This is a genomic window from Pseudomonas sp. QE6 (assembly GCF_041379005.1).
Classification (GTDB): domain Bacteria; phylum Pseudomonadota; class Gammaproteobacteria; order Pseudomonadales; family Pseudomonadaceae; genus Pseudomonas.
Map to the genome: position 1 here is coordinate 4641132 of NZ_CP166873.1, position 25957 is coordinate 4667088.

Annotated in this window: 26 protein-coding genes, 1 tRNA gene and 1 pseudogene; 15 read left to right on the forward strand and 13 right to left on the reverse strand. The window is 62.9% G+C overall.

Annotation, left to right across the window (positions count from 1 at the left end; translation table 11 throughout):
- The first annotated feature begins 9 nt into the window (after nucleotides 1-9).
- On the forward strand, nucleotides 10-612 hold the full coding sequence (locus tag ACAW63_RS21135) for a helix-turn-helix domain-containing protein (RefSeq protein ID WP_371228437.1): 603 nt from the start codon (nucleotides 10-12) through the stop codon (nucleotides 610-612).
- A 187-nt stretch (nucleotides 613-799) separates the two neighbouring features.
- Here ACAW63_RS21135 and ACAW63_RS21140 read toward each other — a convergent pair whose 3' ends face one another.
- The gene (locus ACAW63_RS21140) at nucleotides 800-1465 is read right to left on the reverse strand and encodes a Bax inhibitor-1/YccA family protein (RefSeq protein WP_275611459.1); all 666 of its coding nucleotides are present in this window, start codon (nucleotides 1463-1465) and stop codon (nucleotides 800-802) included.
- Between the two features lie 135 nt (nucleotides 1466-1600).
- On the opposite strand from ACAW63_RS21140, the gene ACAW63_RS21145 reads away from it, so the two are divergent.
- Nucleotides 1601-1688: transfer RNA gene (locus ACAW63_RS21145), tRNA-Ser, on the forward strand.
- A 246-nt stretch (nucleotides 1689-1934) separates the two neighbouring features.
- Nucleotides 1935-2600, forward strand: a pseudogene (locus ACAW63_RS21150) (SOS response-associated peptidase).
- Between the two features lie 222 nt (nucleotides 2601-2822).
- Here ACAW63_RS21150 and ACAW63_RS21155 read toward each other — a convergent pair.
- From ACAW63_RS21155 to ACAW63_RS21165, 3 genes are all read right to left on the reverse strand, one after another.
- Nucleotides 2823-3284, reverse strand: a complete 462-nt coding sequence (locus ACAW63_RS21155; protein WP_371234739.1) for a DUF2514 family protein — start codon at nucleotides 3282-3284, stop codon at nucleotides 2823-2825.
- A 506-nt stretch (nucleotides 3285-3790) separates the two neighbouring features.
- On the reverse strand, nucleotides 3791-4240 hold the full coding sequence (locus tag ACAW63_RS21160; protein ID WP_371228440.1) for a hypothetical protein: 450 nt from the start codon (nucleotides 4238-4240) through the stop codon (nucleotides 3791-3793).
- A 147-nt stretch (nucleotides 4241-4387) separates the two neighbouring features.
- Nucleotides 4388-4864, reverse strand: a complete 477-nt coding sequence (locus ACAW63_RS21165) for a hypothetical protein (protein ID WP_371228443.1) — start codon at nucleotides 4862-4864, stop codon at nucleotides 4388-4390.
- Between the two features lie 150 nt (nucleotides 4865-5014).
- Here ACAW63_RS21165 and ACAW63_RS21170 point away from each other — a divergent pair, with 150 nt between their 5' ends.
- The 7 genes from ACAW63_RS21170 (at nucleotide 5015) to ACAW63_RS21200 (ending at nucleotide 10719) form a co-directional block, all read left to right on the forward strand.
- On the forward strand, nucleotides 5015-6544 hold the full coding sequence (locus tag ACAW63_RS21170) for a hypothetical protein (protein ID WP_371228445.1): 1530 nt from the start codon (nucleotides 5015-5017) through the stop codon (nucleotides 6542-6544).
- 704 nt (nucleotides 6545-7248) lie between these two features.
- On the forward strand, nucleotides 7249-7641 hold the full coding sequence (tusD, locus tag ACAW63_RS21175; protein ID WP_371228448.1) for a sulfurtransferase complex subunit TusD: 393 nt from the start codon (nucleotides 7249-7251) through the stop codon (nucleotides 7639-7641).
- Nucleotides 7641-8000 (forward strand): sulfurtransferase complex subunit TusC, encoded by a 360-nt coding sequence (gene tusC / locus ACAW63_RS21180; protein WP_371228451.1) that lies wholly within the window; start codon nucleotides 7641-7643, stop codon nucleotides 7998-8000. The genes tusD and tusC overlap by 1 nt, the downstream gene beginning before the upstream one ends.
- Entirely contained in the window at nucleotides 7997-8302 is a 306-nt protein-coding gene (gene tusB / locus ACAW63_RS21185; RefSeq protein ID WP_371234741.1) for a sulfurtransferase complex subunit TusB, read from the forward strand. Before tusC ends, tusB begins: the two co-directional genes overlap by 4 nt.
- On the forward strand, nucleotides 8299-8634 hold the full coding sequence (locus ACAW63_RS21190; protein ID WP_371228454.1) for a TusE/DsrC/DsvC family sulfur relay protein: 336 nt from the start codon (nucleotides 8299-8301) through the stop codon (nucleotides 8632-8634). Before tusB ends, ACAW63_RS21190 begins: the two co-directional genes overlap by 4 nt.
- A complete protein-coding gene (locus tag ACAW63_RS21195; protein ID WP_371228457.1) occupies nucleotides 8631-9629 on the forward strand; it encodes a glycosyl transferase family protein in 999 nt (332 codons plus the stop codon). The genes ACAW63_RS21190 and ACAW63_RS21195 overlap by 4 nt, the downstream gene beginning before the upstream one ends.
- Nucleotides 9630-9717: 88 nt before the next feature.
- A complete protein-coding gene (locus tag ACAW63_RS21200) occupies nucleotides 9718-10719 on the forward strand; it encodes a glutathione S-transferase family protein (RefSeq protein ID WP_371228459.1) in 1002 nt (333 codons plus the stop codon).
- A gap of 151 nt (nucleotides 10720-10870) precedes the next feature.
- Here the strand turns inward: ACAW63_RS21200 and ACAW63_RS21205 are convergent, their stop codons facing one another.
- The 6 genes from ACAW63_RS21205 to ftsK are packed head-to-tail and all read right to left on the reverse strand — an operon-like array spanning nucleotide 10871 to nucleotide 18397.
- Nucleotides 10871-11218 (reverse strand): lysozyme inhibitor LprI family protein, encoded by a 348-nt coding sequence (locus ACAW63_RS21205; protein WP_371228462.1) that lies wholly within the window; start codon nucleotides 11216-11218, stop codon nucleotides 10871-10873.
- Nucleotides 11215-12600, reverse strand: a complete 1386-nt coding sequence (cysG, locus tag ACAW63_RS21210) for a siroheme synthase CysG (protein ID WP_371228465.1) — start codon at nucleotides 12598-12600, stop codon at nucleotides 11215-11217. The genes ACAW63_RS21205 and cysG overlap by 4 nt, the downstream gene beginning before the upstream one ends.
- Before the next feature lies 1 nt (nucleotide 12601).
- Nucleotides 12602-13882, reverse strand: coding sequence for a serine--tRNA ligase (gene serS / locus ACAW63_RS21215; RefSeq protein ID WP_275611446.1), 1281 nt, complete (start codon nucleotides 13880-13882; stop codon nucleotides 12602-12604).
- A gap of 46 nt (nucleotides 13883-13928) precedes the next feature.
- The gene (locus tag ACAW63_RS21220; protein WP_371228468.1) at nucleotides 13929-15254 is read right to left on the reverse strand and encodes a replication-associated recombination protein A; all 1326 of its coding nucleotides are present in this window, start codon (nucleotides 15252-15254) and stop codon (nucleotides 13929-13931) included.
- Between the two features lie 36 nt (nucleotides 15255-15290).
- Entirely contained in the window at nucleotides 15291-15914 is a 624-nt protein-coding gene (gene lolA, locus ACAW63_RS21225; RefSeq protein WP_371228470.1) for an outer membrane lipoprotein chaperone LolA, read from the reverse strand.
- A gap of 17 nt (nucleotides 15915-15931) precedes the next feature.
- The gene (gene ftsK / locus ACAW63_RS21230) at nucleotides 15932-18397 is read right to left on the reverse strand and encodes a DNA translocase FtsK (RefSeq protein ID WP_371234743.1); all 2466 of its coding nucleotides are present in this window, start codon (nucleotides 18395-18397) and stop codon (nucleotides 15932-15934) included.
- A 170-nt stretch (nucleotides 18398-18567) separates the two neighbouring features.
- Between ftsK and trxB the strand changes: the two genes are divergently transcribed.
- The 4 genes from trxB to infA all read left to right on the forward strand — a co-directional run bounded on the left by trxB (nucleotide 18568) and on the right by infA (nucleotide 21324).
- Nucleotides 18568-19518, forward strand: a complete 951-nt coding sequence (trxB, locus tag ACAW63_RS21235; protein ID WP_371228472.1) for a thioredoxin-disulfide reductase — start codon at nucleotides 18568-18570, stop codon at nucleotides 19516-19518.
- Nucleotides 19519-19556: 38 nt separating this feature from the next.
- Entirely contained in the window at nucleotides 19557-20261 is a 705-nt protein-coding gene (aat, locus tag ACAW63_RS21240) for a leucyl/phenylalanyl-tRNA--protein transferase (protein ID WP_371228475.1), read from the forward strand.
- Nucleotides 20262-20292: 31 nt separating this feature from the next.
- Complete coding sequence (locus ACAW63_RS21245) at nucleotides 20293-21000, forward strand: arginyltransferase (protein ID WP_275611440.1); 708 nt, start codon at nucleotides 20293-20295, stop codon at nucleotides 20998-21000.
- A gap of 105 nt (nucleotides 21001-21105) precedes the next feature.
- Entirely contained in the window at nucleotides 21106-21324 is a 219-nt protein-coding gene (infA, locus tag ACAW63_RS21250; RefSeq protein ID WP_002553999.1) for a translation initiation factor IF-1, read from the forward strand.
- Nucleotides 21325-21421: 97 nt separating this feature from the next.
- On the opposite strand, the gene clpA is transcribed toward infA, so the two are convergent.
- Together clpA and clpS are read right to left on the reverse strand one after the other, a co-directional pair.
- Nucleotides 21422-23695, reverse strand: a complete 2274-nt coding sequence (clpA, locus tag ACAW63_RS21255; RefSeq protein WP_371228478.1) for an ATP-dependent Clp protease ATP-binding subunit ClpA — start codon at nucleotides 23693-23695, stop codon at nucleotides 21422-21424.
- Between the two features lie 28 nt (nucleotides 23696-23723).
- Complete coding sequence (clpS, locus tag ACAW63_RS21260) at nucleotides 23724-24086, reverse strand: ATP-dependent Clp protease adapter ClpS (protein WP_207883143.1); 363 nt, start codon at nucleotides 24084-24086, stop codon at nucleotides 23724-23726.
- A gap of 228 nt (nucleotides 24087-24314) precedes the next feature.
- On the opposite strand from clpS, the gene cspD reads away from it, so the two are divergent.
- A complete protein-coding gene (gene cspD, locus ACAW63_RS21265; RefSeq protein WP_371228481.1) occupies nucleotides 24315-24590 on the forward strand; it encodes a cold shock domain-containing protein CspD in 276 nt (91 codons plus the stop codon).
- Between the two features lie 67 nt (nucleotides 24591-24657).
- Here the strand turns inward: cspD and icd are convergent, their stop codons facing one another.
- The gene (icd, locus tag ACAW63_RS21270; RefSeq protein WP_371228483.1) at nucleotides 24658-25911 is read right to left on the reverse strand and encodes an NADP-dependent isocitrate dehydrogenase; all 1254 of its coding nucleotides are present in this window, start codon (nucleotides 25909-25911) and stop codon (nucleotides 24658-24660) included.
- Between the last annotated feature and the right edge of the window lie 46 nt (nucleotides 25912-25957).

A 25957-nucleotide genomic window follows, 5' to 3' on the forward strand; every position in this document is an offset into this window, starting at 1 on the left:
TTGACTGTTATGCGCAACATAATGCGCAAAAAGGCCAGAATGAGCAATATACTGCCCACTCCTTCCGATCGGCCCAGCGTGCTGGTGCACGTCGCCGATAACGTGAAGACCCTGCGTCGCAATAGCGGCTTCAGCCAGGATGCGTTGGCCAAGGCCTCTGGCGTCAGCCGGCGGATGCTGGTCGGCATCGAGAGCGGCGACACCAACGTCAGCCTCGCCACCCTGGACCGTATCGCCGCCGCCCTCGACGTGACCTTCGCCGACCTGGTTCGGCCGCCGTCGACCCGCAACCTGTCCCGCGTCGACGCGGTGGCCTGGGCCGGCGCGCAACCCGACAGCCGCGGCACCCTCCTCGCCAGCACGCCGGCCACGCGCCAGGCGGAGCTCTGGCACTGGTCCCTGGCACCCGGCGATCGCTACAACGCCGAGCCGGACGCTGACGGCTGGTACGACATGGTCTATGTGATCGTGGGGCAACTGACCATCGTGCTCGCCGAGGAGACGGTGACCGTCGAGGCCGGCGGGTTCCATGTGTTCAAGAGCAGCCAACCGTTTTCCTACCAGAACCATGGAGAGGTGCTGGCGCGCTTCGTGCGCAACGTCGTCAATTGACTCTGCAGCGAAGGACGCTGCCTCTTCCCCCGGTGAACACGAATTACGCCGCGGGGAATTTCACGGACAGGGGCCGTTCCCACGAAAGGACGCCCGGTCCTGGCTCTTGAAATCTTCCAGAGAGAACACTCCGAACGCCCATGAAAAAGCCCGCATTGATGCGGGCTTTTTCATGGCTGCGTAACGATCAGTCGTCGCTGCCCATGATGCCGAAGATCTGCAGCAGGCTGATGAACAGGTTGTAGATCGAGACGTACAGGCTGATGGTGGCCATGATGTAGTTGCGCTCGCCGCCGTGGATGATCGCGCTGGTCTGGAACAGGATCATCGCCGAGGAGAACAGCACGAAGCCGGCGCTGATGGCCAGTTGCAGGCCGCTGATCTGGAAGAACAGCGAGACCAGTACGGCGCCCAGCAGCACGAAGAAGCCCGCGGTGATGAAGCCGGACAGGAAGCTCATGTCCTTGCGGGTAGTCAGCACGTAGGCGGACAGGCCGAAGAACACCAGGGCCGTCATGAAGAAGGCCGACGAGATCACACTCGCGCCATTGGCCATGCCCAGGTACAGGTTGAGGATCGGGCCAAGGGTGTAGCCCATGAAGCCGGTGAGGGCGAAGGTGCTGAGCAGACCCCAGGCGCTGTTGCGCAGCTTCACGGTGAGGAAGAACAGGCCGTAGAAGCCCAGCAGCACCACGAAGATGCTCGGGTAAGGCAGACGCATCTGCTGCGAGGCGAAAGCCACCAGGCCGCTGAAGGCCAGCGTCAGCGCGAGCAGACCATAGGTGTTGCGCAGGACGCCGCTGACCTCTTTCTGCTCCACGGCCGTGGAGTCGAGATATTGCCGTTCTTGCATGTCGAGACACTCCTGTTTAAGCGGGATACGGGTCCATGACCGTAGTGCCATTCATCATAACAGAGGCAAATGAGCCTCGAATCACCAGAGTTTGACAGTGTGTTGCGATCCGGTACTATGGCGCCCCGCTCATGCGGAAGTGTGGCCGAGTGGTTTAAGGCAACGGTCTTGAAAACCGTCGACGGGAAACTGTCCCAGAGTTCGAATCTCTGCGCTTCCGCCATTATTCTCTACGTCAAAAGCCCCGCCCAGCGGGGCTTTTGCGTTTCTGCGGCAACGATGGCTTGGCCTTGGTGGCATGCTGATTTCTGGTCGAGTCCCAGAATAAAACGGCACGAGTCCCAGAACTCAGCCCTAGCTGCGCCCCTCCTCGCCCGACCTGGGCAACCAAAATCCCCATGACCTACCCTTTCCGCACTGCGGGAGAATCCCTATGTGCGGTCGATACGCGACACCCGAAGAAGCGGCAATGGAACGGTACTGGCACATTGGCGCGCGAAACTCTGGCCAGTGGATCAAGCGCATCTACAACGTAGCGCCGACCAACATTGTGCCGATGGTGATCCTCAACGAGGCTGGAGAACAGGAGGTCATGCCCGCGCGCTGGGGCCTGCCCCCGTTCTGGCGGAGGAAGCCGAAGCCGCCGACGTTCTCCTTCAACGCCCGCAGCGAAGAGGCGGCGACCAGGCCGATGTGGCGCCAGGCGATCAAGACACAGCGGTGCCTGATTCCGGCGGCTGACTGGTATGAATGGAACGAGAAGGAGCCGGTGAAGAACAAGGCCGGCCGCACCGTGCACCAGCCCTAGTACCACCATGCTGCTGACGATGGAGTGCTGGCCATAGCTGGGCTCTGGTCAACCTGGGATGGCCCGGTTGGGCAGGACGTGCTGTCCTGCGCGCTGTTGACCCATGATTCCGCTGGACCAGTGGCGACTATCCACCACAGGATGCCGGTCATCCTGTCGCCAGAGCAGTGGGCGACCTGGCTTTCGCCGGAGACCACGCTGGACCAGGTTTACAACGCGATCGGCCTGGCGCGTCAGGACTTCGAGGCCTACCGGGTGAGCACCGACGTGGGGAATACGCGGAATCAGGGCGCGCAGTTGATAGAGCCCGCCAGGCCTCCCTACTGAACGCACCGAAACTGGATGTACCGGTACTGACTCGTCACGTACGAGGCGGTGTTGGCGTAGGCAATCACCGTGCCTCCCTCGCTGGCTCCACCCTCCCCGACAATCTGATATTTTCCTCCGCAAGCCTCAAACATCTGCTTGAAGGCGTCTTCTCTGCGGGCATTGATAACACTGTCTGCATCGCCATTCAGATACTTGATGACCCGACTCGATCACCCTCATTCACCGGTGCATATGCAGATCCGCTACGAGGTGGCGATACCATTTAAGCGCTAGTACAACCACCCAGAAGAATGAGAACAACGGAAAGGGAAAGGGGGGCGGAAAAATGTTGGCATGGCGATCCCTCGCGATAAATTTCCGGGACCCTACTACCGCCCCCTCCCGCTCAAGAACACTAAATGCCGCTTCACAGGCCAGCCCTCTCACTCGGGCTTGGTCAGCAGCTTCTGCGTAGACACCCGCCAGGCGGTCAGCCTCTCCAAGCAGCTCGGCGAGCACTCTCGCGTGGTTGGCTGCTGCCTGGCTTGCGGCGGCAGTGCAGGAATCGCGGCCGGCTTCAGCCGCTGCAGCTCGGCCGGCGTACTTGGTGGCTGCGTCCCGCACGCGCTGATCAGCAGCGGCAGCAGCATCAGCGCGAACCTGGTCAATGTTTCTCTGGCCATCCTCGATAACCTTGTTGATTTATTGCTGGCGGCGCAGCTCCTCGACGCACTCCCTGGCTTCGAAAGCAGCGGCGGCCTTCTGGTTCTGCTGCTCGTGCTGATCCCATCGGGCCTGCCACACCGCATCCGTGCGCGCACTTCCCTCGTGCCAACCGCCGGCCGCGGCCAGGAGCAGAACCATGGCGCATAGCAGCGGCTTCCAGTTGCTGATCAGCCATTTCACGCAAGCGCCCTCCGCCCCCTGGTCGATCACCGGGTCCTGGTAAGGCACGCCACCGTTCTCATGCCGGATGATCGGCCAAGCAGCGTCACGGGCAGCCGGACGTCGATTGTCTGGTTGGGCTGCGCGTCTATGACGTGGAAAACCTTTGCCCATGCGATCGACTGGAGTCCATCTGGAGCCCCAACGAGTGCACGAGGATTTCTGGCACCACTCTTGCGAACTATGACCGATTCGCCCATCAGTCCTTGCTCCCGAAAATAAAAAACCGCCCGGAGGCGGCTTATAAATTAATCACCTTGCACTCAAGCATTACAAGCTAACCAGTAAAACGTTAGATCCTCACTAGTCGGATTAATAGTATCTCTTATAAACTCAGACAGCGTTATTGCTTCATTTTGGGTGTCAGGCAGAAAATTCAAAACCCACGATGGATAAGAAAAAATTCCTGACATTTGCTTGAGATCCCATTTACCACCAAGCCCCCACAAACTGTAATCCTCGATATCAGACCCCTTGGAATACAGTATCGACTGTGCCTTCCATGGGACTCTACTCAAGACGAGATCAACGGGGCTTTTATATTTCTGTGCGGACCTACTTTCCTGGGCAGCCTGATGAATATTCAAAAACACATCAGAGGCTAGACCATGGTGCAAAGAGTCAAATTGATACCCATGAACTATTACATCAACTGCGCACTTAAAAGTAGTTCCTGTTGATTCAGCATGACATGAAACCACCCAGTCCGACATACTCAACCCTCCGTAGATTAGGAGTATTTAGAGTAGTCAGCTTTAAGACCACGGTGGACAGTGATTACCAAAGCTGAATCTAGTCTACGGCTTAGATACTGGCCGAGGTGACCTCAATACCTCCAGCACCGCCGCGTAATCCGAGACCTACATCTTCCGCAGCTCGGTACGCTGGGCAGCTTCGCCGTGGCTACAGGCCCCGGAATCCAGGTCCGGAGATACAGCTCCCAGGCGCCGGACTCGTTGCCCAGCTCGGGAAGGCGGTACGGATCGGTGTACAGCAGCAGGCGCTGCCAAGCCGGCGGCGAGAATGTCATCATGCTCAATGGCGTTCCAAACCTCCGGCGCTGCCGGCACCACGCCGTGGACGGCACATCGGCCAGTAGCCAGATCCCGGATGCTCTCGACACGGAAGCGCAGTAAGCCGGTGACCATGCCGCCGCTCTGCTCTGCCCGCCAGAATGACTTCGCCGGCCCACTGCCCATCTGGCGGCGGTACTCGAAACGCGACTCCTGCAGCCCGATGGCCAACAGCATGACAACGGCCTGCAGGCTTTCCATTTTCGCGGGCAGCAGCAAGAGCGCCGGCTCGACGATCGAGCGGCGGACAGTACAAAGGTCCATGTTTCCTCCGGGCATGAAAAAGCCCGCCAGGTAGCGGGTTGTTTGTCAGAAAAATGACGTCAAGCTGTTAAAAATCTGGGAACCCAGCGGGGGAAACCAATGATTGTAATTGCTAGCATTCGGAAAATATCGAAACTTCCTGAGCCCCTGATGAGATCCAAGCAGTTCATCCTTTTCTTCGCCGTGCTGATTGCGGCGCTTTGCCTTCGCCTCTCCATAGCAAGCCAAGGCCTGACGTATCTCGACCGCATGTTCTTGCCAGACGATACGTACTACACGCTTTCAATCGCTAGAAGTCTTGCCGCAGGTGCCGGTCCATCAGCCAGCGGCGAAGTTCTAACCTCGGGCTTCCAGCCACTGACAGCGTTCGTGATGGTTCCGGTCTACCTGCTGGGCGCTGGCCTAGATGCAGCGGTATACATCTCCATTCTCATCAGTGCGCTGTTCGGCGCGGTTGCGTGTGCTCTATTCGCTCTATTGATTCATCACAGCACCCGTTCAACTCCAGTAGCCGCAGTAGCCGGGCTGCTCGCTGTAACATCCCCATTGATCCTCCGCAACGACTTGAACGGCCTGGAAACCTCAGCTGCGATGGCGCTCAGTCTTGCGAGCATTCTCCTGTTCGTTCGCCTGCCAGAACGCCCCAGCACCACGTCGACAGCAATCCTTGGCGCATTTATCGGCTTGATGATCCTGGCAAGGGTGGATACAGCCGTAATGGCTCTGTTGATCGGAGTTTCCATACTTGCCAGGTTCAGCATCGCACCGTCGGCGAAGACGGCACTCGCGGCGCTGATCGTCGTCTCTCCTTGGTGGGCATATTGCACCCTGCGCTTTGGCTCTCCTGTACCTGAAAGCGGAGCGGCGGTCAGGCAGCTCATAACGGCAGCCGGAGACGGCCGTCTTTCTCACATGGAAGACCTGCGCATTGCCGTAACGACGCTGCTGGGAAGCCTACAGCTCAATGCACTCCCAACGCCCACTGGGCTGGCAACCCTCATCGCGGGAGCATTGGCGACCCTTATCATGGCGCCTAGAGCAAAAGAATCTCTTGGCGTGGTGACGCTTATTCTGTGCGGAGCTATCTTCACTGCATTCTACGTGGCCTACCTCCCCGCCTTCTGGTTCTTCCACCGATATTTGCATTTCGTCTTCTTCGCGGTCATCGCTTGCGCCGTGGTGCTTCCCGCTTTCATGTTCCGGAACGTACCGGCACTGCGAAACTCTGTAGCCCTAGGACTCGGGATTTTCATCATCGCGCTTAACATCAAAGGTGTGCTTCCGTTCTACTCAAAGCCAGAGGGGACCATGTATGGAGGAGTCGACGGTGCGAAAGGCTACCGGGAGGTCGCCCAAGAGATTCTTTCTGCAGTCCCGTCTGGGGCAACAATCGGGTCCGCACAGTCAGGCGCGCTTGGCTATTACGCAGACCGTGGCATTAGCGTTGTGAATCTCGACGGAGTCGTGGACAGAGGCGCTTTCAATGCGATCAAGTCACGATCCATTGCCGATTACATTGTGGGCCGAAAGGTAGGCTATATCGCAGGCTGGCAAGTCAATATGATCGGACTGCAACAGCACTCTACCGCCTCATCCGCAAAACTCCATCTGATGGAGGTTGGACGCTTCAAACGGCAACAAGGGGACCAGTTTGTGCTCTACACAGTGACCTCGAATTAGGTCTGCTCCCAACTCAGCAGGCGCAGAATCGGCGCGAAGTTCGGGGTGGCCCTGTTTTCAACGCCCACCAGTTCCGGGACAGACCAGAGGCAGATTGCGGCGCGCAACGAGCACTTCGTCAGCCCCTACCTGATCCCCAGCGCGCGCGGCCGGCGGGTAACCCAGCACATGCTGCGCGACCGATGGGAGGCTGCTCGCGAGGTTGCGCAGAAGTCCGCGATCGAGGCGGGAGATCCCGAACTCGGCGCAATGATCCGAGAGTTCCAGTTCAAGGACATCCGCCCGAAGGCCGCCACCGAGATCAACGACCTGAAGGAAGCGAGCCGGCTCCTTGGGCACACCGAAGAAGAGATCACAAGGGCCGTCTACATTCGGCGAGGCGCCATTATCAAGCCTGCGAAACAGGCGCTCCGAAGGGTCAAAAACCGGTCCCAGAACTCAAACGCCGAACCCGTCAAGGATGCGGGTTGGACTGGGTGTTGTTATGTTTGCGTTCTGGGACTTAAACTCGCCACAAGGCTGCGTAAGTGCTGGATTCGTGAACCGCCGGGTGTAACAGCCCCCAGAGTTCGAATCTCTGCGCTTCCGCCATTATTCTCTACGTCAAAAGCCCCGCTCAGCGGGGCTTTTGCGTTTCGGGTGCACGGCAAAAGACGACAGAGTGCCGTATCATCCTGCGAAAATTCGTCGCGAAGGCCCGCTCCATGAAGTTCGTCATCGCCCTCTTCTCCCCGCCGCATTCGCCGGCGGCCCGGCGCGCCCTGCGCTTCGCCGAGGCTGCGCTGGCCGGCGGCCATGAAATCACCCGGCTGTTCTTCTATCAGGACGGCGTGCACAGCGCCTCGGCCAATGCCGTGGCCAGCCAGGACGAACTGGATGTCGCCGCCGCCTGGACCCGCTTCGTCACCGACAACCAGCTGGACGGCGTGGTCTGCATCGCCGCCGCGCTGCGCCGTGGCGTGCTGAACGGCGAAGAAGCCAACCGCTATTCCCGCCCTGCCGCCAACCTGCAGGCACCCTGGGACCTTTCCGGCCTCGGCCAGCTGCATGAAGCGGCGCAACTGGCGGACCGCCTGGTCTGCTTCGGAGGCGACTGATGGCCAAATCGCTGCTGATCATCAGCCGTCAGGCGCCCTGGGCCGGCCCCGCCGCCCGCGAGGCCTTGGACATCGCCCTGGCCGGCGGCGCCTTCGACCTGCCGATCTCGATGCTGTTCCTCGACGACGGCGTCTTCCAGCTAGCGCCCGGCCAACGCCCGGCCAACCTCGAACAAAAGGACCTGCAGGCCAACCTGCAAGCCCTGCCGCTGTTCGGCGTGGAAGCGCTCTACGTCAGCCAACGCAGCCTCGGCGAGCGCGGCCTGGACGCCGCCAGCCTGACGCTGCCCGCACAGGCGCTGGACGCCACCGCCCTGCGCGACCTGCTGCAAACCCACGACCAGGTGATCACGATCTGATGGCTACTCTCCACCTGCTCTCGCACTCCCCCTTCGACGACGGCCGACTCGCCAGTTGCCTGCACCTGCTCGGCCCGGACGACGGCCTGCTGCTGACCGGCGACGCCGTCTATGCCTTGCGCGACGGCACCGCTCCTTGCCAGGCGCTGGAGCTGATGCCCGCTACCAACGGGCTCTTCGCCCTGCTGGAAGACCTGCAGGCGCGCGGCATGGACGATGTTCCCGCCCGCGTCATCGCGGTCGACTATCCCGGCTTCGTCGAACTCTGCACCCGCTTCGACAAGGTGAATGCCTGGCTATGAGCACCCTACTGGTCAACGGACAAGCCCTGCAGCTGGACAAGGACGGCTACCTGGCGCACCTGGACGACTGGAGCGACGCCGCCGCCGAGGCCCTGGCGCACAACGAAGGCATCCACCTGACGCCCGAGCATTGGGAAATCCTCCTGCTGCTGCGCGAGTTCTACGGCGAATTCCAGCTCTCCCCGGCGAACCGGCCGCTGATCAAGTACGTCGCCCAGCGCCTGGGCGCGGAAAAGGGCAGCAGCCTGCACCTCAACCTCCTATTCAAGGGCACCCCGGCCAAGCTTGCCGCCAAGCTTGCCGGCCTGCCGAAGCCGACCAACTGCCTATGACCGCCGCCCCGCTCGTCCTGCAGACACCTGAAGAACATCCGTTCGCCCAGTTCGTTCGCATCCTCGGCAAGGGCAAGCGCGGCGCGCGCGGCCTGACCCGCGAGGAGGCGCGCGAAGCGCTGGGCATGATCCTCGACGACAAGGTCGAGGAGGCCCAACTGGGCGCCTTCCTGATGCTGCTGCGGCACAAGGAGGAAAGCGCCGAGGAACTGGCGGGCTTCACCGAGGCGGTGCGCGAACGCCTGCAAGCGCCGAAGATCGCCGTGGACCTGGACTGGCCCAGCTATGCCGGCAAGAAGCGGCACCTGCCCTGGTACCTGCTGGCCGCCAAATGCCTGGCCGGCAGCGGCACCCGCGTCCTGCTGCACGGCGGCGGCGCCCATACCGCCGGCCGACTCTACACCGAACAGCTGCTGGAGCAGCTCGGCCTGCCGCTGTGCCGCGACTGGGATTCGGTCGGCAGCGCACTGGACGAAAAAGGCATCGCCTTCGCACCGCTGGTGGACTGGATGCCGCGCCTGCAGCGGATGATCGACCTGCGCAACACCCTCGGCCTGCGCTCGCCGATTCATTCCGCCGTACGCCTGATCAACCCGCTGGGTGCGACCTGCGTGCTGCAGAGCATCTTCCACCCCGGCTACCAGGCGGTGCACCGCGAAGGCAGCCGCCTGCTCGGCGACTACGCCATCGTCATCAAGGGAGAAGGCGGCGAGATCGAGGTGAACCCGGACGCCACCTCGCACCTTTATGGTTGCCGCGCTGGCGAAGACTGGGACGAGGAATGGCCGCCGCTGTCGCCGCTGCGTCACGTCAAGCCGGAAACGCTCGAACCACAGCATCTGGCTGCCGTCTGGTGTGGCGACGAAGAGGACGCCTACGGCGAGCTGGCCGTCCGCGCAACCATGGCGCTGGCCTTGCGTGCCATGGGACTGACGCGAGACGAGGCCTTCGCGGAGGCCGACAAACGCTGGGCCGCGCGCAATAGATCGATCTGATCGATATTTGAAATCCTGTTTTTGCGCCAATCAATCGAGTCTTTATCGATAGACTGATCCCATCTCCCCGCTTTCTGGAGCACGCAAGATGGGACAGTTGATCGATGGCCGCTGGCATGACCAGTGGTATGACACCAGCAAGGACGGCCGTTTCCAGCGCGAGAACGCACAGCGCCGCAACTGGATCACCGCCGATGGCCGCCCCGGCCCCAGCGGCGAAGGTGGCTTCCGCGCCGAGCCCGGCCGTTATCACCTCTACGTTTCCCTGGCCTGCCCCTGGGCCCATCGCACGCTGATCTTCCGTCAGCTCAAGGGCCTGGAGTCGCTGATCGACGTTTCGGTGGTCAGCTGGCTGATGCTGGAAAACGGCTGGACCTTCGACAAGGCGCTGGGCTCGACCGGCGACAAGCTCGACGGCCTGGACTTCCTCCACCAGCGCTACACCAGGGACGCCCCGCACTACACCGGCCGCGTCACCGTACCGGTGCTGTGGGACAAGCACGAGCAGCGCATCGTCAGCAACGAGTCGGCGGAGATCATCCGCATGTTCAACTCGGCTTTCGACGACCTCACCGGCAACCGCCTGGACCTCTATCCGGAGCCGCTGCGGGCACAGATCGACGAGCTGAACGAGCGCATCTACCCGGCGGTGAACAATGGCGTGTACCGCGCCGGCTTCGCCACCACCCAGGCGGCCTATGAAGAGGCCTTCGAGACCCTGTTCAACGAGCTGGACTGGCTGGACGAGCGCCTGGGCAAGCAACGCTACCTGGCAGGCGAATACCTGACCGAGGCCGATGTACGCCTGTTCACCACGCTGATCCGCTTCGATGCCGTCTACCACGGCCACTTCAAGTGCAACCTGCGGCGCCTGGCGGACTACCCCAACCTGTCCGGCTGGCTGCGCGAGTTGTACCAGTGGCAGGGCGTCGCCGGTACGGTCGACTTCCAGCACATCAAGCACCATTACTACGGCAGCCACCGCACCATCAACCCGACCGGCATCGTGCCGCTGGGGCCGCAGCAGGACTTCACCGCGCCGCATGGACGGGAACATCTGCCGGGCAAGGGCATCGCGCAGAAAGGCTGAGGCTGGCGCAGGGCGTATAAGGTTCGACGTTATACGCCTATCCCCTCGCCAAGTTCGTGGGTGAGCGCAGCTCCGAGTTCAAATCCGAGCAGGTCGGCAGTGAAGGTCAAACGGCGTATAACCGCGAACGGTTATACGCCCTGCGCCGGAATCAGATCGGCTTATCGATGCCGTCGTAGAGCTTCTGCAGCGCGTCGAGGCGCTCCTGATAGCGTTGCTTCAGGCAAGCCTTCCTGGCGCCACAGGCACGCCGCTGCTCAAGCCATGCGAGCTGAGAGTCGCCCAGATTGCCACGCATGCCCATGGCGAACAGGCCCCTGAGCAGGCGGTAGGTGGTAGCCATCTGCACGTCCAGTTCGGACAGCTGGCGATCGGCGCAGATGGCCTTCTCATCTGCCTGCGAGGCCTTGCTGCAGTCAAAACTGGCTGCGGGAGCAGGCAGCGCGACGCAACCCAAGGCGCAGACAACGCCCAGTGTCACGCCACGCACGGCCTTCATTGTTGCCCTTCGAACCAGGCGAGCTTGTCCCGCAACTGCACGACTTCGCCCACGATTACCAGGGTCGGCGCATGCACCTCATGCTCCGCCACCAGCGCGGGCAGATCGGCCAGCGTGCCGGTGAACACCCGCTGGTGCACGGTAGTGCCCTGCTGAACCAGCGCCGCCGGGGTATCGGCGGAACGCCCATGGCGCACCAGCTGCTCGCAGATCACCGGCAAGCCGACCAGCCCCATGTAGAACACCAGGGTCTGCCCCGGCGCCACCAGATCGCCCCAGGGCAGGTCGGTGGAGCCATCCTTCAGGTGCCCGGTGACGAAGCGCACCGACTGCGCATAGTCGCGATGGGTCAGCGGAATGCCGGCATAGGCCGCGCAACCGCTGGCCGCGGTGATGCCGGGCACGACCTGGAAGGGGATGCCGTTGGCCGCCAGTTCGTCGATCTCTTCGCCGCCACGGCCGAAGATGAACGGGTCACCGCCCTTCAGACGCAGCACGCGCTTGCCTTGCAGGGCCAGCTCGACCAGTTGGCGATTGATTTCGTCCTGCGGCACGGCGTGGTCCGCACGGCGCTTGCCGACATACAGTCGGTCGGCGTCGCGGCGGCACAGCTCGAGAATGGCCGGCGCTACGAGGCGATCGTAGAGCACCACGTCGGCCTGCTGCATCAGGCGCAGGGCACGGAAGGTCAGCAGGTCGGGATCGCCCGGCCCGGCGCCGACCAGGTAGACCTCGCCACGGGATTCGGGCTGGGGCGAGTCCAGCTTGTCCGCCAGCAGGCGTTCGGCTTCGTTCGGCTGGCCGGAAAGCATGCGCTCGGCCACCGGCCCCTGGAACACCTCTTCCCAGAACTTGCGGCGCTGCTGCAGGTCCGGCAGGCGTTGCTTCACGCGCTCGCGGAAGCGGCTGGCGAGCCCGGCGAGCTGGCCGTAGGTCGCGGGAATCCAGGTTTCCAGCTTGGCCCGCAGCAGCCGCGCCAGCACCGGCGCGTCGCCGCCACTGGAGACAGCTACCACCAGTGGCGAACGATCGACGATGGCCGGGAAGATCACGCTGCACAGGGCAGGCGCATCGACCACGTTGACCGGCACGCCACGCTCGTTGGCATCGCGGGAGACTTGTGCGTTGAGCGGCTCATCGTCGGTCGCAGCGATGGCCAGTACGCAGTCCTGCAGATCGCCGGAGACGTACGGGCGCAGCAGCAACTCGCCCTGCCCCTGCTCGACCAGCTCACGCAGCTCGGAATGCACCTCGGGCGCCACGACCCGCAGCACCGCGCCGGCGTCGCTCAGCAGGCGCGCCTTGCGCAGTGCGACATCACCGCCGCCGACCAGTAGCGCGCGACGTCCGCGCAGGATGTGGAACAGCGGCAGGAAGTCCATTTCAGCCGATGACCTCGATGCCGGCCATGTACGGCTTGAGCACTTCCGGTACGCGGATCGAGCCGTCGGCCTGCTGGTAGTTCTCCAGCACGGCGACCAGGGTACGGCCCACGGCCAGGCCCGAGCCGTTGAGGGTGTGGACCAGTTCCGGCTTGCCGGTTTCCGGGTTGCGGTAGCGCGCCTGCATGCGGCGGGCCTGGAAGTCGCCACAGTTGGAGCAGGAGGAAATCTCGCGGTACTTGTCCTGGCTCGGCACCCAGACTTCCAGGTCGTAGGTCTTGGCGGCGCCGAAGCCCATGTCGCCGGTGCACAGCGCCAGGGCGCGGTACGGCAGCTCCAGGGCCTGGAGGACCTTCTCGGCGTTGCCGACCAGGCTTTCCAGGGCTTCCCAGGACTTGGACGGCTCGACGATCTGCACCATCTCGACCTTGTCGAACTGGTGCTGGCGGATCATGCCGCGGGTATCGCGGCCCGAGGCGCCGGCTTCGCTGCGGAAGCACGGGGTGTGGGCGACGAACTTCAGCGGCAGTTCCTTCGCGTCGAGGATCTGGCCGGCCACGATGTTGGTCAGCGACACTTCGGCGGTGGGGATCAGGTACAGGTCGGCTTCGTCTTCGCGCTGGATCTTGAACAGATCCTCCTCGAACTTCGGCAGCTGGCCGGTGCCCTGCAGCGCCGGAGCCTGCACCAGGTAGGGGGTGTAGGCCTCCTCGTAGCCATGCTCGCGGGTGTGCAGGTCGATCATGAACTGCGCCAGGGCGCGGTGCAGGCGGGCGATCGGGCCGCGCATCAGGGCGAAGCGGGCGCCGGACAGGCGGGCGGCGGTCTCGAAGTCCAGCCAGCCGTGCTTCTCGCCCAGGGCGACGTGGTCCTTGATCTCGAAATCGAAGGTGCGCGGGGTGCCCCAGCGGCGGACTTCGACGTTCTGCTCTTCGTCCTCGCCGACCGGCACGGATTCGTGGGGCAGGTTCGGGATGTTCAGCAGCAGGTTGTCCAGCTCGGCCTGGATGGCGTCCAGTTCGCGCTTGCCGGATTCCAGCTCCTCGGCCATGCGATTGACCTCGGCCTTCAGCGGCGCGACGTCTTCACCGTTCTTCATGGCCAGGCCGATGGCCTTGGAACGCGAGTTGCGCTCGGCCTGCAGGGTCTCGGTGCGGGTCTGCACGGACTTGCGCTGACTCTCCAGCGCTTCGATGCGCGCCACGTCCAGGGTGAAGCCGCGGGTGGCCAGGCGTTCGGCCACTTCCTGCGGCTGGGTACGAACCAGTTTGGAATCGAGCATGCTGTCTTCTCGTGTCTAGTGTCAGGCGGCGCTCGCGGGCGCCACTTCAGGATTTTCTGCGCTTGCGCGGACTGCTCTGGTCGAGATTCGCCAGGTGGCGCAACTTCTCGCCGATCTTCAGCTCCAGCCCGCGCGGCACGGGTTGGTAATACTGGCGCGGTTCCATGGACTCGGGGAAGTAGTCTTCCCCGGCCGCGTAGGCGTCCGGCTCATCATGGGCGTAACGATACTCGTCGCCATAGCCCAGGTTCTTCATCAATTTGGTCGGTGCGTTGCGCAGGTGCAGCGGCACTTCCAGCGAGCCGCTCTCCGCCACGTCACGGCGCGCCGTGTTGTAGGCGTTGTAGACGGCATTGCTCTTCGGTGCACAAGCCAGATAGACGATAGCCTGTGCAATGGCCAATTCACCTTCCGGGCTGCCCAGGCGCTCCTGCACATCCCAGGCGTTGAGGCACAGGGTCAGCGCGCGGGGATCGGCGTTGCCGATGTCCTCGCTGGCCATGCGCACCACACGGCGAGCGATGTAGAGCGGGTCACAGCCGCCATCGAGCATGCGCGAGTACCAGTACAGCGCACCGTCCGGGCTGGAGCCGCGCACCGACTTGTGCAGCGCGCTGATCTGGTCGTAGAACGCCTCGCCACCCTTGTCGAAACGACGGCGGGAATCCCCCAGCAGGTTCTGCAGCAGCTCCGGGCTGATCTCGCCATTGTCCTCGGCGAGGTCCGAGGCGTTCTCCAGCAGGTTGAGCAGACGCCGACCATCGCCGTCGGCAGCAGCCATGAGGATGGCGAAGCTTTCGTCGGGCAGGCCCAGGTTGCGCTTGCCCAGCCCCTTCTCTTCGGTCAATGCGCGCTGCACCAGGCGGCGCAGAGCCGCTTCGTCCAGGCTTTTCAGCACGTAGACGCGGGCCCGGGAGAGCAGTGCGTTGTTCAGTTCGAAGGAAGGGTTCTCGGTGGTCGCGCCGATGAAGATCAGGGTGCCGTCTTCCACATAGGGCAGGAAGGCATCCTGCTGGCTCTTGTTGAAGCGGTGCACCTCGTCGACGAAGAGGATGGTGCGGCGGCCGTACTGCGCGGCATGCTGCTTGGCCACCTCCACCGACTGGCGGATTTCCTTCACTCCCGAGAGCACCGCCGAGATGGTCTCGAAGTGCGCATCGGTGACCTGCGCCAGCAGCTTCGCCAAGGTGGTCTTGCCGACGCCGGGCGGCCCCCAGAAGATCATCGAGTGCAGGGCGCCCTGCTCCAGCGCCTCGCGCAGCGGCTTGCCGCGCGCGAGCAGGTGCTCCTGGCCGACGTACTCGTCCAGGCTGGTCGCGCGCAGGCGCGCGGCCAGGGGCTGGGAAACGGGGGCGGAGCGGAACAGGTCCACGAATCTTACCTATCGATCAATCCAGCGCGAGGCCGGTTATTCCTGGATGACGTCGACGCCCTTGGGCACGTCGAAGACGAACTGCTTGGCGTCCATCGCCTCGTTCATCTTCACGTCGAAGAACAGGATGTTGGTACGCTGACCGACGCTGTCGACCAGTTGCATGTCATTCACCACACCGCTGCGGAAGGAAATCCGCAGGCTGTCGAACAGGGTGTCCTTGGCCTTGGGCTTGAGGATGAAGTCCACCACGTTGCCGCCGTCCTTGGCGGTGATGTCGAAGCTCTGGCCGATCTTCGAGACATCGCCGGAGAGCAGCAGCGCCGGCGTCTGGGTCAGGCGCTGGTCGAGCTTCTGGATGGTCACCTGCTCCAGGTCCGGGTCGTACAGCCAGATCTTCTCACCGTTGGAGATCAGCAGTTGCTCATTCGGCGCATCGGTGTGCCAACGGAACAGCCCGGGGCGCTTGAGGCCCAGGGTGCCGGCGGTTTCCTGCAGGCGGGTGCCGCTACCGTCCAGGGTCAGCTGGGAGAAGCGCGCGGTCATGGTCTGGGCCTTGCTGAGCATACCGCTCAGGCGCTGGGCGGCGGCATCGTCAGCGTGGGCCTGCGCGCCGGCAAAGGCCAGCGCAGCAACGAACAACATGCGAATCAGACGCATATATCCTCGAAGTCGAATCAATCACGAATCGGGGCCGGCGCGATGACTTCGCGCGAGCCATTGGTATTCATCGGGGTGACCACGCCGGCCATTTCCATCGCCTCGATCATCCGCGCGGCGCGGTTGTAGCCGATCTTCAGCTTGCGCTGCACGGCGGAAATGGACGCACGGCGACTTTCGGTGACGAAACGCACGGCCTCGTCATAGAGCGGATCATCCTCGCTACCCTCACCGCCTTCGCCGCCACCGCCTTCGAAGGAACCGCCGCCACCGCCTTCATCGGCGCCGGCGAGGATGTCTTCGATGTAGTTCGGCGCGCCACGCAGCTTCCAGGCCTCGACCACGCGGTGCACTTCGTCGTCGGAGACGAAGGCGCCATGGACGCGGATCGGCAGGCCGGTGCCCGGCGGCAGGTAGAGCATGTCGCCGTGACCCAGCAACTGCTCGGCGCCACCCTGGTCGAGGATGGTGCGCGAGTCGATCTTGCTGGACACCTGGAAGGCGATACGGGTCGGGATGTTGGCCTTGATCAGGCCGGTGATCACGTCCACCGACGGACGCTGGGTCGCCAGGATCAGGTGGATGCCCGCCGCGCGCGCCTTCTGGGCGATACGGGCGATCAGCTCTTCCACCTTCTTGCCGACGATCATCATCATGTCGGCGAATTCGTCCACTACCACCACGATGGTCGGCAGGGTCTGCAGCAGCGGCGCCTCGTCGTCCATGCTCTCGCGGCGGTACAGCGGGTCGGTCAGCGGTGTGCCGGCCTCCTCCGCGTCCTTCACCTTGCGGTTGAAGCCGGCGAGATTACGCACGCCCATGGCGGCCATCAGCTTGTAACGGCGCTCCATCTCCGCCACGCTCCAGCGCAGGGCGTTGGCGGCTTCCTTCATGTCGGTGACGACCGGGCAGAGCAAGTGCGGAATACCTTCGTAGATCGACAGTTCCAGCATCTTCGGGTCGATCATGATCAGCCGCGCCTCTTCCGGCGTGGACTTGAACAGGATCGACAGCAGCATGGCGTTGACGCCCACCGACTTACCGGAACCGGTGGTACCGGCCACCAGCAGGTGCGGCATCTTCGCCAGGTCGGTGATGATCGGGTTGCCGCCGATGTCGTGGCCCAGGGCCAACGGCACGGTGGACTTGTGCTCGTCGTACTCCGGCGTCATCAGCACTTCGGAGAAGCGCACCATCTGCCGGTCTTCGTTGGGAATCTCGATGCCCACGGTGGTCTTGCCGGGGATCACTTCCACCACGCGCACGCTGATCACCGCCAGCGAGCGCGCCAGGTCCTTGGCCAGGTTGGAGATGCGGCTGACCTTCACGCCGGCGGCCGGCTGGATTTCGAAACGGGTGATCACCGGACCCGGATGGACCGACTCGACCACCACTTCGACGCCAAACTCCTTGAGCTTGATCTCCAGCAGGCGCGACATGGCCTCCAGGGATTCCGGCGAATAGCTCTGCTTCTTCTCGGCGGCCGGATCGAGGATCGACAGCGGCGGCAGAGTGCCTTCCACGGCGGTGTCGACGAACAGCGGCGCCTGCTTTTCCTTCAGCACACGTTTGCTCGGCTCGGCCGGTTTGGCGGCTGGCGGCGGCACGTCGATCTTCGGCGCCACGCGCTTCTCGCGCTCCTGCACGCTCTTGACCAGGGCTTCCTCACGCTCGATCAGGCGTTCCTTGACCTTGGCCTGCTCGCGGCGGTCGGCAACGATGGGCGCGGCGACTTCGGCCACACGCTCGTCCACCTCACGCAACTGGGCGACCAGTTGCTTGTGCTCGCTACGGGCGCTCCACCAGCGATTGGCGGCATTGTGGATCAGTTCGAAGAGATCGAGGGTGATCTTGCCGGTAACGTCCATGACCTTGAACCAGGACAAATCGGCGAAGACGGTCATGCCGAACAGGAACAGGGCCAGGAACAGCAGAGTGCTGCCCTGCACGTTCAGCGCATTGATGCCCAGTTGCCCCAGGCTCTCGCCCAGGGCGCCGCCGGCACTGGCCGGCATGTGGCTGCCGCTGGCATGGAAATGGATGTAGGCCAGCGCGGAGCCGGCCAGCACCAGGAACACCAGGCCGATCAGGCGCCAGGAGAACAGCCAGCCGCTCCACTCCCAGGGCATGTGCCGCTTGCGGAAGACCTGATAGGTCTTCACCGCCAGCAGCAGCGGGAACAGGTAGGCGAAATAGCCCAGCACCATGAACAGGATGTCGGCGCTCAGGGCACCCAGGCGGCCGGCGGCGTTCTGCACCTGATCGACGTGGCTGGAGTGGCTCCAGCCCGGATCGGACGGATCATAGGTGAGCAACGCCATCCACAGGTAAAGGCAGAGCGCGCCCAGCGCGATCAACGCCCCTTCCTTCAGGCGATAGTGCAGTTGCTGACGCCAGGCGGCGGCATGGCTTGCTGTGGTGGTGTCCTTCAAAACGCGTCTATTCCTGCGCTCTACGCGCGTCCGAGAGTCGTTGAGCCTCAAAACGGGCCTATTGTACGGCTTTGGCCAGCCGATGCCAGCGAGCCCGGAAGCGTCCGACGGCGCTTTTGCCGGCTTTCCGAGGTTCGGTGTAGCATAGCCCATCACCGTTTTTCGGCTGCTCAATTGGAGCATGCATTCTCTTACGTGACAAAGGCTTATGGAGTCTTTTTATGAGTGAAGTCAAGCATTCGCGCCTGATCATCCTGGGCTCCGGCCCCGCCGGCTACACCGCTGCCGTGTACGCCGCTCGCGCCAACCTCAAGCCTGTTGTCATCACCGGCATCCAGCCCGGCGGCCAGCTCACCACCACCACCGAAGTCGACAACTGGCCAGGCGACGTCGAAGGCCTGACCGGTCCCGCCCTGATGGAACGCATGCAGCAGCACGCCCAGCGTTTCGATACCGAGATCGTCTACGACCACATCCACACCGCCGAGTTGCAGAGCAAGCCCTTCACCCTCAAGGGCGACAGCGGTACCTATACCTGCGACGCGCTGATCATCGCCACCGGCGCCTCCGCCCAGTACCTGGGCATGTCCTCCGAGGAAGCCTTCATGGGCCGCGGCGTTTCCGCCTGCGCCACCTGCGATGGTTTCTTCTACCGCAACCAGGTGGTCTGCGTGGTCGGCGGCGGCAACACCGCCGTGGAAGAAGCACTCTACCTCTCCAACATTGCCAAGGAAGTGCACCTGATCCACCGCCGCGACAAGCTGCGCTCGGAGAAGATCCTGCAGGACAAGCTGTTCGAGAAAGCCCAGAACGGCAACGTGCGCCTGCACTGGAACACCACCCTGGACGAAGTCCTGGGCGACGAAATGGGCGTGATCGGCGTACGCCTGAAGGACACCGAAACCGGCGCAACTCGCCAGCTGGACCTGTCCGGCGTGTTCATCGCCATCGGCCACAAGCCCAACACCGACCTGTTCACCGGCCAACTGGCCATGCATGACGGCTACCTGAAGATCAAGGGCGGCGCTGAAGGCAACGCCACCCAGACCAGCATCGAAGGCGTGTTCGCCGCCGGCGACGTGGCCGACCACGTCTACCGCCAGGCGATCACCTCCGCCGGCGCCGGCTGCATGGCCGCGCTGGACGCCGAGAAGTTCCTCGACGACAACTGATCGGCCAAAGGGGAGGCCCGCCCTCCCCTCCTCCGCCCATGCTCAACTGGCTTTCTCGCGACAACTTCGACTTCCCGCCCCTGGAAAAGGCCCTGCACGAGCCCAACGGCCTGCTCGCGGCCGGCGGCGACCTCGACCCGCGCCGCCTGATCCAGGCATACCGCCACGGCTGCTTCCCCTGGTACCAGGACGGCCAACCGATCCTCTGGTGGTCGCCCGATCCGCGCACCGTACTCTTCCCCGACGAACTGCATGTCTCCCGCAGCCTGGCCAAATGCCTGCGCCAGCAGCGCTACCAGGTCAGCATCGACCAGGCCTTCGAACGGGTCATCCACGGCTGCGCCAGCCCGCGCGACTACGCCGACGGAACCTGGATCACAACGCCAATGCAGCAGGCCTACTGCGAGCTGCATCGCCTGGGCGTCGCACACTCGGTGGAAGCCTGGGACGGCGACAAGCTGGTCGGCGGCCTGTACGGACTGGCCATTGGTCGGCTGTTCTTCGGCGAATCCATGTTCAGCCGTGCGGACAATGCCTCCAAGGTGGCGTTCGTCACCCTGGTGCAGCGCCTCAAGGCTGCCGGTTTCGAGCTGATCGACTGCCAGATGCCGACCCAGCACCTGCACAGCTTTGGCGCGCGGGCCATTTCCCGGCGCGAATTTGCCGCTTATCTGCGCCGCCATCTCGACCAATCACCACTGCAGGACTGGACTTCGCAAGCGGACCAGCCCAGCCTGACATAAACTTGCCAGAGGGTCCTCGCAGGGGTTGAAGATGACCGAGCTCGCCCGCCTGAAGTTTTACGCCACACAGCCGCACCCATGCAGCTATCTGCCCGAGGAGCAGGCCACTACCCTGTTCCTCGACCCCAGCCAGCCCATGGACGCGCAGCTGTACGCCTCGCTTTCGGAGGTCGGCTTCCGGCGCAGCGGCGAACACCTGTACCGCCCCCACTGCCAGCACTGCACCGCCTGCATCCCGGCACGCATCCCGGCCGCCGGCTTCCAGCCCAGCCGCCAGCAGAAGCGCATCCTCAAGCGCAACGTCGACCTCGAGGTCATCCGCAAGCGACCGACCTTCACCGAGGAGTACTACGCGCTGTACATGCGCTACATCGAACAGCGCCATGCCGACGGGGACATGTACCCGCCCAGCCGCGACCAGTTCGCCACCTTCCTGGTCCGCGACCTGCCGTTCAGCTGTTTCTTCGAGTTCCGCCTGCAAGGCCGCCTGCTGGCCGTCGCGGTCACCGACGTACTGCCCAACGGACTCTCGGCGGTCTACACCTTCTACGACCCCGACGAAGAACGCCGCAGCCTGGGGCGCTACGCCATCCTCTGGCAGATCGCCGAGACCCACCGCCTGGGCCTGCACGCGGTCTATCTCGGCTACTGGATCAAGAACTGCCGGAAGATGAACTACAAGACCCAGTACCGGCCAATCGAGCTGTTCGTGAACCAGCGCTGGGTCGTGCTGAACTGACCCATTACACGCCACTTGGCGTTTTGGCGCATTTTCAGGCACAATGTGTGCCTTTTTTAATGGCCTGAAACTTCAGGCAATCATAGATACCGAGGGCTCTACTGCATGTCGAAAGAAGACAGCTTCGAAATGGAAGGCACTGTCGTCGACACCCTGCCCAACACCATGTTCCGCGTGGAGTTGGAGAACGGGCACGTCGTTACCGCGCACATCTCCGGCAAGATGCGCAAGAACTACATCCGCATCCTGACCGGCGACAAGGTTCGCGTAGAACTGACGCCCTACGACCTGTCCAAGGGTCGTATTACCTACCGCGCCCGCTGACGGACGGTAGCGCCGGAAGTCAAATCCGGCATACAGAAAAACGCCCGGCATTGCCGGGCGTTTTCGTTTGCGCCTTATTTCTTAAACCTGAGCATCGTCAGGCCGGCTCTACGGCGATCACTTCGAACTCGAAGGCCAGCTCGCCATCCTTCAGGTCCACATGGGCCACACCACCGTGTTCGGCCAGCTCGCCGAACAGGATCTCCTCGGCCAGCGGCCGCTTGATCTTGTCCTGGATCAGCCGCGCCATCGGACGCGCGCCCATCTGCGGGTCGTAGCCCTTCTCCGCCAGCCAGCCGCGCGCCGCGTCGCTGACCTCGATCTGCACGTGCTTGTCCTCCAACTGCGCCTGCAGCTCGGTGAGGAACTTGTCGACGATGCTCTTGATGGTCTCGAGACTGAGGCGGCCGAACTGGATGATGGTGTCCAGGCGGTTGCGGAACTCCGGCGTGAAGCTCTTCTTGATCACTTCCATGGCGTCGGTCGAGTGATCCTGCAGCGTGAAGCCGATGGAGGCCCGCGCCGCAGTTTCCGCGCCCGCGTTGGTGGTCATGATCAGGATGACGTTGCGGAAGTCCGCCTTGCGCCCGTTATTGTCGGTCAGGGTGCCGTGATCCATCACCTGCAGCAGCAGATTGAAGACCTCCGGGTGCGCCTTCTCGATCTCATCCAGCAGCAGTACGCAGTGCGGCGTCTTGGTGATCGCCTCGGTGAGCAGGCCGCCCTGGTCGAAGCCAACGTAGCCCGGAGGCGCACCGATCAGTCGGGATACGGTGTGTCGCTCCATGTACTCGGACATGTCGAAGCGCACCAGCTCCACGCCCAGCGCCTTGGCCAACTGACGAGCCACTTCGGTCTTGCCCACCCCGGTCGGGCCGGAGAACAGGAAGGAGCCGACCGGCTTGTCCGGCGACTTCAGACCCGCACGGGACAGCTTGATCGCAGTGGACAGCGACTCGATGGCAGCCGCCTGACCGAATACCGTCAGCTTCAGGTCGCGCTCGAGGTTACGCAGCAGCTCTTTATCGGAGCTGGAGACATGCTTGGGCGGAATGCGTGCGATCTTCGCGACGATGTCCTCGACCTGCGGGACCTCGATGCGCTTCACGCGCTTCTCTTCCGGCTGCAGGCGCTGGTAGGCGCCCGCCTCGTCGATCACGTCGATGGCCTTGTCCGGCATGTGCCGGTCATTGATGTAGCGCGCGGCCAGCTCGGCGGCGGCGCGCAGCGCCTCGTCGCTGTACTCGACATGGTGGTGCTGCTCGAAGCGCGGCTTCAGACCCTTCAGGATACCGAAGGTGTCCTCGACGGACGGCTCGGTGACGTCGACCTTCTGGAAGCGACGAGCCAGCGCCCGGTCCTTCTCGAAGATGCCGCGGAATTCCTGGAAGGTGGTGGAGCCTATGCAGCGGATCTCGCCGGACGACAACAGCGGCTTGAGCAGGTTGGATGCATCCATCACGCCACCCGATGCCGCGCCGGCACCGATGATGGTGTGGATTTCGTCGATGAACAGCACGGCGTGCGGACGCTTGCGCAACTCATTGAGCAGCGCCTTGAAGCGCTTCTCGAAATCGCCGCGGTACTTGGTGCCCGCCAGCAGCGCGCCCAGGTCCAGGGAATAGACGACACTGTCGGACAGCAGGTCCGGCACCTGGCCGTCGACGATGCGCTTGGCCAGACCTTCGGCGATGGCGGTCTTGCCGACGCCGGCTTCGCCCACCAGCAGCGGGTTGTTCTTGCGGCGGCGCGCGAGGATCTGCGCGACACGCTCGACCTCGGTTTCACGACCGACCAGCGGATCGATGCGCCCCTGGCGTGCCAGATCGTTCAGGTTGCTGGCATAGGCATCCAGCGGATGACTGGAGGTGGAAGACTCGCCACCCTCCTCGTCCTGCATGTCCTGCTCGTTTTCCTGATGCTCGGCATGACCCGGCACCTTGGAAATGCCGTGGGCGATGTAGTTGACCACATCGATACGCGCGACGCTCTGCTGCTTGAGCAGGAACACCGCCTGGCTTTCCTGCTCGCTGAAGATGGCCACCAGCACATTGGCGCCGGTCACTTCGCGCTTGCCGGAGCTCTGCACATGGAACACCGCGCGCTGCAATACGCGCTGGAAGCCCAGGGTCGGCTGGGTCTCGCGGTCCTCGTCATGCTGGGGGATCAGTGGCGTAGTGGAGTCGATGAACTCCTGCAGGTCCCGCCGCAGCTTGTCCAGATTGGCTCCACACGCTCTCAGGACCGTTGCAGCGGCTTCGTTGTCCAGAAGCGCCAACAGCAAGTGCTCAACGGTCATGAACTCATGCCGCTTCGCCCGCGCCTCCTTGAAGGCGAGATTGAGGGTGACTTCGAGCTCTCGATTCAACATGACTTCACCTCGCTCCCAAACATCCGCATCAACCTTCTTTCTCTATTTCGCACAACAGTGGATGTTGGCTCTCCCTCGCATATTGATTGACCTGCATGGCTTTGGTTTCAGCGACGTCACGGGTAAAGCTCCCGCAGTTCGCCTTGCCTTGAGTATGCACGGTCAACATGACCTTGGTTGCCTGCTCGCGGTTCATGTTGAAGTACAACTCGAGCACCTCAACCACGAAATCCATCGGGGTGTAATCATCGTTGAACATGATGACCCGATACATGGACGGTGGCTTCAGCGCGGGCTTGGATTCCTCGACCGCGAGCCCCGTCCCTTCGTCTTCCAATGGATCCGGGCGGTCCTGATTGAATGTTAGTCGAATCTGGCTACTTGCATGCATGCTGGAATAAAAGCTTTGCGAGTGGGTGAATGAGGGGGCCGACCGGAGTTTGAAACGTCTCTCAGGCCCAGACGACGCCGCCTTGACTAACGGCAAAAGGGTGTTACAACCAAAGGATACCCCCCGGAGGGTATCAGGAGTTCCGGACGCCAGCCTCTGATAAAGGCTGTAGCGGAATCGTAGTGGATGATACTCCAGCGATGGAGTCCTTTGCAGAGGGATATCAGCATGCTCAGCGGTAAGGTCAAGTGGTTCAACAACGCCAAGGGCTATGGATTCATCCTGGCTGATGGCCGAGATGAGGACCTGTTCGCTCATTACTCGGCGATCCAGATGGATGGCTACAAGACACTCAAGGCCGGCCAACCCGTAAGCTTCGAGATCCTGCAAGGTCCGAAGGGGTTGCATGCGGTTAACATTCAACCCGTCAACGCCAGCGTATCCGCACCCTCCGCCCAGACTGCCCCGAGCAGCGAGATGCAGAACATCACGGCAGAGGCCTGATCCCCCGGATCAGCAGAACGAAAAAGGCCGGCATCAGCCGGCCTTTTTCATGGGCATATCACCCTGATTACATCTTGGCGATGATCGCGTCGCCGAACTCCGAGCAGGACAGCAGCTTGGCGCCCTCCATCAGGCGCTCGAAATCGTAGGTAACAGTTCTGGCCGCAATGGCGCCGTTCACGCCCTTGATGATCAGGTCGGCCGCCTCCGGCCAGCCCAGGTGGCGCAACATCATCTCGGCGGAAAGAATCACCGAACCCGGGTTCACCTTGTCCAGCCCCGCGTACTTGGGCGCGGTGCCATGGGTCGCCTCGAACATGGCCACCGAATCGGACAGGTTGGCCCCCGGCGCGATGCCGATACCGCCCACTTCCGCCGCCAGGGCGTCGGAAAGGTAGTCACCGTTCAGGTTCAGGGTGGCGATCACGTCGTACTCCGCCGGACGCAGCAGGATCTGCTGCAGCATGGCGTCGGCGATCACGTCCTTCACCACGATGTTCTTGCCGGTGTTGGGATTCTTGAACTGCATCCATGGGCCGCCGTCGAGCAGCTGGGCGCCGAATTCGTCGCGGGCGAGCTCGTAGCCCCAGTCCTTGAAGGCCCCCTCGGTGAATTTCATGATGTTGCCCTTGTGGACGATGGTCACGGAGCTGCGATCATTGTCCACGGCGTATTGCAGGGCCTTGCGCACCAGGCGCTTGGTGCCTTCCTGGGAAACCGGCTTGATGCCGATGCCGCAGTTTTCGGTGAAGCGGATCTTCTTGACGCCCATTTCCTCGGTGAGGAACTTGATGACCTTCTGGGCCTCGGGGGTGCCGGCTTTCCATTCGACGCCGGCGTAGATGTCTTCGGAGTTCTCGCGGAAGATCACCATGTCCACGTCGCCGGGCTTCTTCACCGGACTGGGCACGCCTTCGAACCAGCGCACCGGGCGCAGGCAGACATAGAGGTCGAGCTGCTGGCGAAGGGCCACGTTCAGCGAACGGATACCACCACCGACCGGAGTGGTCAGCGGCCCCTTGATGGAGACGACGTAATCGCGAACGGCGTCCAGGGTTTCCTGGGGCAGCCAGGTGTCCTGGTCGTAGACCTGGGTGGCCTTCTCGCCGGCGTAGACTTCCATCCACGCAATCTTGCGGTCGCCCTTGTAGGCTTTCTCGACGGCTGCGTCGACGACCTTGATCATGACCGGGCTGATGTCGACGCCAATGCCATCACCCTCGATGAAGGGGATGATCGGGTTCTTCGGTACATTCAAGGACATATCGGCGTTGACGGTGATTTTGTCACCGGCCGGCACCTGGATCTTTTGGTATCCCATGCTGAACTCCGCTTTTTGGTTGAAACCCTCTTGCAGCCACTGAGGG

Coding starts and splice junctions, on each gene's coding strand:
- ACAW63_RS21135 (WP_371228437.1), top strand. CDS start 10: ATGCGCAACATAATGCGCAAAAAGGCCAGAATGAGCAATATACTGCCC.
- ACAW63_RS21140 (WP_275611459.1), bottom strand. CDS start 1,465: ATGCAAGAACGGCAATATCTCGACTCCACGGCCGTGGAGCAGAAAGAG.
- ACAW63_RS21160 (WP_371228440.1), bottom strand. CDS start 4,240: ATGTCGGACTGGGTGGTTTCATGTCATGCTGAATCAACAGGAACTACT.
- ACAW63_RS21165 (WP_371228443.1), bottom strand. CDS start 4,864: ATGGACCTTTGTACTGTCCGCCGCTCGATCGTCGAGCCGGCGCTCTTG.
- ACAW63_RS21170 (WP_371228445.1), top strand. CDS start 5,015: ATGAGATCCAAGCAGTTCATCCTTTTCTTCGCCGTGCTGATTGCGGCG.
- tusD (WP_371228448.1), top strand. CDS start 7,249: ATGAAGTTCGTCATCGCCCTCTTCTCCCCGCCGCATTCGCCGGCGGCC.
- tusC (WP_371228451.1), top strand. CDS start 7,641: ATGGCCAAATCGCTGCTGATCATCAGCCGTCAGGCGCCCTGGGCCGGC.
- ACAW63_RS21190 (WP_371228454.1), top strand. CDS start 8,299: ATGAGCACCCTACTGGTCAACGGACAAGCCCTGCAGCTGGACAAGGAC.
- ACAW63_RS21195 (WP_371228457.1), top strand. CDS start 8,631: ATGACCGCCGCCCCGCTCGTCCTGCAGACACCTGAAGAACATCCGTTC.
- ACAW63_RS21200 (WP_371228459.1), top strand. CDS start 9,718: ATGGGACAGTTGATCGATGGCCGCTGGCATGACCAGTGGTATGACACC.
- ACAW63_RS21205 (WP_371228462.1), bottom strand. CDS start 11,218: ATGAAGGCCGTGCGTGGCGTGACACTGGGCGTTGTCTGCGCCTTGGGT.
- cysG (WP_371228465.1), bottom strand. CDS start 12,600: ATGGACTTCCTGCCGCTGTTCCACATCCTGCGCGGACGTCGCGCGCTA.
- serS (WP_275611446.1), bottom strand. CDS start 13,882: ATGCTCGATTCCAAACTGGTTCGTACCCAGCCGCAGGAAGTGGCCGAA.
- lolA (WP_371228470.1), bottom strand. CDS start 15,914: ATGCGTCTGATTCGCATGTTGTTCGTTGCTGCGCTGGCCTTTGCCGGC.
- trxB (WP_371228472.1), top strand. CDS start 18,568: ATGAGTGAAGTCAAGCATTCGCGCCTGATCATCCTGGGCTCCGGCCCC.
- aat (WP_371228475.1), top strand. CDS start 19,557: ATGCTCAACTGGCTTTCTCGCGACAACTTCGACTTCCCGCCCCTGGAA.
- ACAW63_RS21245 (WP_275611440.1), top strand. CDS start 20,293: ATGACCGAGCTCGCCCGCCTGAAGTTTTACGCCACACAGCCGCACCCA.
- infA (WP_002553999.1), top strand. CDS start 21,106: ATGTCGAAAGAAGACAGCTTCGAAATGGAAGGCACTGTCGTCGACACC.
- clpA (WP_371228478.1), bottom strand. CDS start 23,695: ATGTTGAATCGAGAGCTCGAAGTCACCCTCAATCTCGCCTTCAAGGAG.
- clpS (WP_207883143.1), bottom strand. CDS start 24,086: ATGCATGCAAGTAGCCAGATTCGACTAACATTCAATCAGGACCGCCCG.
- cspD (WP_371228481.1), top strand. CDS start 24,315: ATGCTCAGCGGTAAGGTCAAGTGGTTCAACAACGCCAAGGGCTATGGA.
- icd (WP_371228483.1), bottom strand. CDS start 25,911: ATGGGATACCAAAAGATCCAGGTGCCGGCCGGTGACAAAATCACCGTC.